Origin of the sequence: Nostoc sp. CmiVER01, assembly GCF_034531135.2 — a bacterium.
GTDB lineage: Bacteria > Cyanobacteriota > Cyanobacteriia > Cyanobacteriales > Nostocaceae > Nostoc.
Window position 1 is genome coordinate 1 of sequence record NZ_JAVRBU020000044.1, and the last position, 5,330, is coordinate 5,330.

General features: G+C 50.3%; 4 protein-coding genes. 2 read left to right on the top strand and 2 right to left on the bottom strand.

Annotated elements, in window-relative coordinates:
• Positions 1-93: 93 nt before the first annotated feature.
• Both RMZ43_RS35830 and RMZ43_RS35835 read left to right on the top strand, forming a co-directional pair.
• Entirely contained in the window at positions 94-1,854 is a 1,761-nt protein-coding gene (locus tag RMZ43_RS35830; RefSeq protein ID WP_428851008.1) for a strawberry notch-like NTP hydrolase domain-containing protein, read from the top strand.
• A gap of 63 nt (positions 1,855-1,917) precedes the next feature.
• Positions 1,918-2,505, top strand: a complete 588-nt coding sequence (locus tag RMZ43_RS35835) for a hypothetical protein (RefSeq protein ID WP_322652103.1) — start codon at positions 1,918-1,920, stop codon at positions 2,503-2,505.
• Between the two features lie 227 nt (positions 2,506-2,732).
• Here RMZ43_RS35835 and katG read toward each other — a convergent pair whose 3' ends face one another.
• Complete coding sequence (gene katG / locus RMZ43_RS35840; protein WP_322652102.1) at positions 2,733-5,042, bottom strand: catalase/peroxidase HPI; 2,310 nt, start codon at positions 5,040-5,042, stop codon at positions 2,733-2,735.
• Between the two features lie 36 nt (positions 5,043-5,078).
• The coding region (locus RMZ43_RS35845; protein ID WP_428851009.1) for a hypothetical protein at positions 5,079-5,330 on the bottom strand (252 nt) is incomplete at its 5' end.

Consider the following 5,330-nt stretch of genomic DNA (forward strand, 5'->3'; position numbering starts at 1 on the left):
AATTTGCGTTTTGCAGCTCCTTTTAATTGAGATGCTGTTTGTTTCAATAGTTGTTTCAGTGAAGAAGTTAATACTATCGACACTCGGATTACAGTGATCGACAAAGTTCCGGCTGATAATCCCGGCAACATCCCCTGTATTCCCGAAACCTTGGACTTGCCCGAACTGCTGGCGTTGATTCAGCATTTGCCACAGCGATCTTCGTGGGAACGCTCAGATATCAAAGCTACTGCAATGGCGTACCCGCCCGCCGTAGGCATCGCAAAAGTCGTTCAATTGCCAAAGCGTATTACAGTTGCACAACCAGAAACAATTTCCTTTCTTCCAGACGACATAGTAGTGCTGGAATACGAAGTCGTCGAGTGGTCTGCTACTGAAGGACTCAAAGATACTTTATATGAAACTTATCGCCCACAAAGAATCCGGATCAAGGACGCTTTACCTCATCCCTCACTGCTTTGTGAGAGTGCAGCCCTCGCACTTGTCTCACCACCAGCACCAACTTACAAACCGCATCTTCCTAGCAACATTATCACACAAAGCTTGTTATCAGAGGCACAACTTGAAAGCGTGATTTACGCAGGTCAAACGCACTCAGAATTTTTGTCTGGGTCTTATATTGTCGATGATTCTTGGGATAATGTGACTGTTGCGGCTCAGGGCGAAGAAAATGCGGTAAAATTCCGTCGTGGCTGGTTCTTGGGCGATTCCACGGGTTCTGGTAAGGGGCGACAGGTAGCTGGCATTATCCTCGATAATTGGTGTCAGGAACGAAGAAAAGCAATCTGGGTATCAAGGAGTTCTGCACTGATTGAGGATGCAAGACGTGATTGGTGTGCGTTAGACGGTAGCGAAAAGGACATTATTGATCTGGGCAACATCAAGCTAGGCGATCCAATCCCTTTCACCCAAGGCATCCTATTCTGCACCTACTCAACTCTACGATCCCAAAAGAACGGTAAAAGTCGGCTCAAGCAAATTGTTGAATGGGCAGGCAAGGACTTTGAGGGAGCGATCGCATTTGATGAGTGTCACGCGATGGGCAATGCAATGGCTCAAGAGGGTAAACTCGGTATAGTTGCAGCATCCCAGCAAGGCATTGTTGGGCTGAGGTTGCAAAACGCATTACCGCAGGCACGGGTTGTCTACGTTTCTGCTAGTGGAGCGACGAAGGTTTCTAACCTATCTTATGCAAATCGTCTGGGGCTTTGGCAGACTGGAGATTTTCCGTTTACCTCCCGTGAGGATTTTGTGGAATCCATTGAGGGCGGTGGTATCGCCGCGATGGAAGTCGTAGCCAGGGATCTCAAGGCTTTGGGACTCTATCTGGCGCGGAGTCTCTCGTTTGAGGGGGTGGAGTATCAAACGCTCTACATTGATTTAACGCCCACGCAAGAACGGATTTACAATAGCTATTCTGATGCTTTTGGTATTATTCATAATAATTTAGATAAAGCCCTGGAAGCTTGTAATATCTCTGGTGACAAGACTTACAACTGTGCTGCAAAGATGAGCGCGGTGTCTCAGTTCGAGTCGCACAAGCAAAGATTCTTCAAGCATCTGTTGACTGGCATGAAATGTCCGCAGTTAATTAAAGCGATTGAAGAGGATTTAGCATTGCGCCAATTCCTCAATCGCCTGTTGGCTTTACGCATCGATATGCTAAACACCATTTTTGAGCGTTTTGAGTTGTTGCTAAGTCAACAGATTGAAGCAGCGATCGCGGCGGGGGTCTATGAAATGGGTGTAGAGACACTCCGGGCTGAGAAATTCACCATCGAAGGCCAAGAACCAGTATATACTCACCCTGGTACTGGTAGTATAACGAATTACCTCAAGGTAGAGCGACTCTAGAAAAACAACATCAAAACTGCTGACGAGATGATTGAGCTTGTCAGTATGCACCAGGGAAAACTCATGATAAATGAGAAGTCTAGAAATGCGGCAGTGGCAATCCCAACTCACAGCACGTTCGACTCTGACGGTGGCGTTATTTCGAGGATATTGCTCATTCGCCCACAGAAAGAAACCCGTGTGCCAGTCAAAGATTTTGAATCGTCCACTTGGCGGCAGGTTTCGGCTGATACCTTTGTTGCGGCATGGTCTACTGAAGTAGACACACTGCCCAAGTTCACCACCGATTACCTGCATTTAGTGACTGGTATTCTATTGCCTATCTGGAAAATACTACCACAGCAGAATAGTCGAGTATTCCGACTACAAACCAGCGATGGACAAAAGATTCTCGGTCGTGTGGTCAATGCTCAGGATATCCAGTCGGTGGCTGAACAACTCGGACTCAAGAACAAGCTGTTAAGCACACAGGAATTAGTCTCTTTAGTACTAAACGAAGGCTATTCCCAGCAGTTACCGGGTGGCGTAACTTTACGGCGTTCTTACATTGCCGCAGAACCTCGCATAGAACTGGTCAATGCTATCTCACTGGCAGAGCGACTGGTGGCTGTTGGATGTTTCACCGAGATCATCGACTGGCAAAAGCGCTAAAAGAACAGATGGGTATGGCATCTTCCAACTTCTCATTCCCCCGCAACTTATAGATGCGATCGCAAAGGGTAAGAAACTGCATGAAAATACTTGTTGAGAGTTTATCGAGCAAAATCAACACCATACATCTGTGCTGCCCGTGGATAAGGAGCGTTCTTATCCACGGTGAGTTCTTCAAAGCGCAGCGATACACCCGTGGAGTTCGGGCGTGTTGAGCGCTCAAGACTTTAGCGGGTCTGTTCAGCGTCAACGTCGAAGCGATCAAGCATCATCACCTTGTTCCAGGCTGCAACGAAGTCCTTGACCATCCGCTCGTGACCATCATCAGCGCCATAGACTTCAGCAATCTGACGCAGTTGGGCGTTCGAGCCGAAGATGAGATCGCAGCGGGTTGCGGTGAACTTCGCTGCATCGGTTTCGCGATCGCAGATGTCAAAAAGCATCTCGCGATTGTCAACAGGCTTCCACTCGTAGTCCATACTGGTCAGGACACGGAAAAAGTCATTGGTCAAGACACCCGGTCGGTCAGTGAAGCTACCGTGCTTTGAATAGTCCCAGTTCTGATCGAGCGCCCGAAGTCCGCCAACTAGAACCGTCCATTCGGGTGCGGTCAGCGTGAGGAGCTGCGCTCGATCCAGGAAGATACGCTCTGGCTTCACCTTATAGCCAACCGCCTCATTGTGATAATTTCTGAAACCATCCGAAACTGGCTTCAGCCAATTAAACATTTCAGCATCTGTCAGCTCCTGAGTCGTATCCATCCGCCCCGGAGTAAACGGGACGGCAACGGAAAGTCCAGCCTCTTGTGCAGCCTTCTCGACCGCAGCACAACCACCGAGGACGATTAGGTCTGCGATCGAGATTTTTTTGTTGCCCGACTGAGCGCCGTTAAAGTCCGCCTGAATTTGCTCAAGGGTCGATAGCACCTCACCGAGTTCCTGCGGGCGATTCATTTCCCAGTCCTTCTGAGGATTGAGGCGAACGCGCGCCCCATTTGCGCCGCCGCGCTTGTCGGAATGGCGGTGACTCGATGCCGCCGCCCAAGCGGCTGACACGAGCGCCGAAACCGAGAGTCCACTCGCTAAAATCCGATCCTTGAGAGACTTGATATCGGCGGCATCAACGACATCATGATCCAGTGGCGGAATTGGATCTTGCCAGATCAAATCTTCCTCTGGGACTTCCGGACCAAGATAGCGCGTTTTCGGACCCATATCCCGATGGATCAGCTTATACCAGGCGCGTGCGAACGCATCGCTGAAGTAATCAAAATCACCCAAGAAGCGCTGACAAATCTCGTGATAGACCGGATCGACCTTTAACGCAATGTCCGAAGTCATCATCATTAACGGGTGCTCAACACCCAGCAGATGAGCGTCCGGTGTCTTCGGCGCATTAGGATTGCTCGGCTTCCACTGAATCGCACCTACTGGACTCTTTGTTTGTTCCCATTCGTACTTAAAAAGATTCGTTAGGTAACTATTGTCCCACTGGGTTGGGTTTGGAGTCCACGATCCTTCGATCCCGTTCGTCATCGTATATTCGGCAAACCCAGTGCCTTCAGCGTTCTGCCACCCTAAGCCCATCGCCTGAATCGGCGCAGCTTCCGGCGCTGGACCAATCTTGTCCGGCGAGACCATGCCGTGACTTTTGCCAAAGGCATGACCGCCTGCAATCAGCGCGACAGTTTCTTCGTCATTCATGCCCATCCGCGCAAAAGTCTCGCGAATGTCTCGCGCCGAGCCAGATGGGTCGCCTTCAGCGTTTGGACCCTCTGGATTGACGTAAATTAGCGCTTGGTGCGAAGCCGCTAGTGGGTTTTCGAGGTCGTAGTATTGCTCATCCGGTTTTCCAACCCACCGAATCGTGCGAGTGACCATCTCGTCAGGATGACCAGGGTGTTCCTTAACATCGTCAACTGGATCGCCGTTCCAGAATTCGGGTCCCCAGTATGTCGCGCGATCCGCCTCCCAGGCATCGATGCGACCGCCACCAAAACCGAAGGTCTTAAACCCCATGATTTCGAGCGCGCAGTTGCCCGTCAGAACCATCAGATCGGCCCAGCTTAGTGCCGCACCATATTTCTGCTTGATAGGCCAGAGCAGCCGTCGTGATTTATCTGTGTTTCCATTATCCCACCACGAATTGATAGGTGCGAAGCGTTGCAGACCCTGACTCGCTCCACCTCGACCGTCCGCGATCCGGTAGGTGCCTGCTGAGTGCCACGCCATGCGAATCATCTGAGGTCCATAATTCCCATAGTCGGCGGGCCACCAGTCCTTTGAATCGGTCAGCAGCGCTTTGATATCGCTCTTCAACTGTTCAAAGTCAATTTTCGCGAAGGCTCCTTTGTAATCGAAATCTCGCAGTGGGTTAGCTTGGGGCAAATTTTGGTGAAGCAGTTCGACCTGAAGTCGGTTCGGCCACCAATCATCGACTTGCGGCTTGGAGCCGAGCGCGCCGCCAATGCGGGTTCCCCGGAAGGGACATTGTGCAGCAGGGGTGGCAGGGTTGTTGTTCATGGAGCTATTATTCATTCAGTTCAATCCTTCTTCTCTCTCTAACAGTTTATGTTAGTCAAGCTGTGTTGAGCGCCGCCACAAGTGGCGGTTTGAACGGCAAGTGCCTTCATCGCTAAAGTTCTTGCAATTGCTGAATGAGCTACCCTTTGCTAACCCCACCCCCCCTGCTACGATTTTAGATTGCTCAATGGCAATCATTTCCTGTACCTGTCTACCATAAACAATTTCAGTAGACCGAAAAGTTCTGCGATGCCTTCGGCGGGCGTAGCCATCGCTAAAGAAAAGAATAGTAGTCTCTGATAC